2 protein-coding genes are annotated in these 1,872 nt (G+C 68.1%); both read left to right on the top strand.

From position 1 onward, the window contains the following. The coding region (locus AX685_RS12990; RefSeq protein ID WP_197418612.1) for a chemotaxis protein CheA at window positions 1-1,259 on the top strand (1,259 nt) is incomplete at its 5' end. 4 nt (window positions 1,260-1,263) lie between these two features. Beyond that, window positions 1,264-1,767 carry a chemotaxis protein CheW gene (locus AX685_RS12985; RefSeq protein ID WP_066489323.1) on the top strand — a complete coding sequence of 168 codons (504 nt, stop codon included), beginning with the start codon at window positions 1,264-1,266 and terminating at the stop codon, window positions 1,765-1,767. The last annotated feature ends 105 nt before the right edge of the window (window positions 1,768-1,872 follow it).

Raw genomic sequence — 1,872 nt, 5'->3', positions numbered from 1 at the left:
CCCCGGCCGCCTCGGCCGCCCCGGCCGCCCCGGCCGCGGTCGCCGCGAACGATCAGCAGGACCGCCGCGCCGCCACCCGCAGCCAGGGCGAACATGTCCGCGTTCCGGCGGAACGCCTCGATGAGCTGATGGACCGCGTCGGCGAGCTCGTGATCGCGCAGAGCCGGCTGTCGCAGCTCGCGCATCACGGCAACGACCTGTCGCTGCGTTCGGTGTCGGAGGAGATCGAGCGCCTCGCCGGCGAGATGCGCGATACCATGATGGTGCTGCGCATGGTCCCGGTCTCGACGCTGTTCGGCCGCTTCCGCCGCCTGATCCTCGATCTGGCCAACGAAACCGGCAAGGCGATCGAACTGGTGACCGAGGGCGAGACGACCGAGGTCGACAAGACCGTGATCGAGCGGCTGTTCGATCCGCTGGTCCACATCATCCGCAACTCGTGCGACCACGGCCTGGAAAAGGCCGAGGACCGGCTGGCCGTGGGCAAGCCCGCCAGCGGCCTCATCCGCCTCAGCGCGCATCAGGCCGGCGGCGAGGTGCTCATCACGATCACCGACGACGGCCGCGGCATCGACCGCGAGCGCGTGCGCGCCAAGGCGGAGGCCAATGGGTTGATCCAGCCGGGTCAGGTGGTGAGCGAGGACGAACTGCTCGGCCTGATCTTCCACCCCGGCTTCTCGACCGCGGCACAGGTGACCAACCTGTCCGGGCGCGGCGTCGGCATGGACGTGGTGAAGCGCACGATCGAAAGCCTGCGCGGCTCGATCGACGTCAAGAGCGTGGCGGGTCAGGGTTCGACCATCACGCTGCGAATCCCGCTGACGCTGGCGATCATCGAGGGGCTGCTCGTCCGCGTCGGCGAGGGTCGCTACGTCATTCCGCTCGCCGCGGTCGAGGAATGCCTGGAGCTGTCGCTCGAGGAGGATTTGCGCTCGCGCGGGCGCAGCATCATCACCCTTCGTGAGCGCCTGATCCCATTCCTGCGGCTGCGCGACCTGTTCGTCACCGGCACCAAGCCGGACACCTACCAGAAGATCGTCGTCGTCGGCACCGGTTCGGAGCGCGTCGGGCTGGTCGTCGACCAGATCATCGGCAACCACCAGACCGTCATCAAGGCGATGTCGCCGCTGCACCGTAACGTCGCGGCCTTCGCCGGGGCGACCATCCTGGGCGACGGTTCGGTCGCCCTGATCCTCGACATCGCCCAGCTCGTTGCGCTCGGCCAGCCCAGGGAGGAGCGGCGCATCGCCGCTGCGTAAGCTTATGCCGTATCACAAGATTCCCAACTGGACCCCGGAACAGGGACTGGAAGTGCTGACGTTCGGCTTAGGCGGCGAGACCTTCGCCCTCGAGGCGGGCATCGTCCGCGAGATCCTCGACGTCATGCCACTGACGCAGGTGCCGGGCGCGGACGAGATGGCGGCGGCGGTCATCAACTTCCGCGGACGTATCGTGCCGCACGCCGACCTGCGCGTGTCGTTCGGCATGGACCGCCACAGCACCACCGCCGACAGCCGCATCATCGTCATCGAACTGGAGCTGGACGGCAATCCGACGCTGATCGGGCTGGCGGCCGACCGGGTCAACGAAGTCACCGTGCTGAACGCCGGCGATGCGGAGGAGCCGCCGGTGATCGGCATCCGCTGGCCGCGCGAGCATATCCGCTGCCTGGTCCGGCGCGAGGGCGACGTCGTCGTCCTGCCGGACCTGCCGCACCTGTTCGCGCGCCTCACCGGCAAGAGCGCCGAACCTGTCACGCTGCATTGAGCCAATAACTCCCGGAGAGGATGTTTCCATGCGCTTCCACGTTTCCCTGAACCTGTTGTCAAAAAAGTGGTGACGCCCGCCGCGAAGCGGCAAGCGGTCGCGCAT

This window comes from Sphingomonas sp. CCH9-F2 (assembly GCF_001556735.1).
In the GTDB taxonomy this organism is placed as follows: Bacteria; Pseudomonadota; Alphaproteobacteria; order Sphingomonadales; family Sphingomonadaceae; genus Sphingomonas; species Sphingomonas ginsenosidimutans.
Note: the sequence above shows the minus strand (reverse complement) of the source record. Positions and strands in the feature narration are given on the sequence as shown.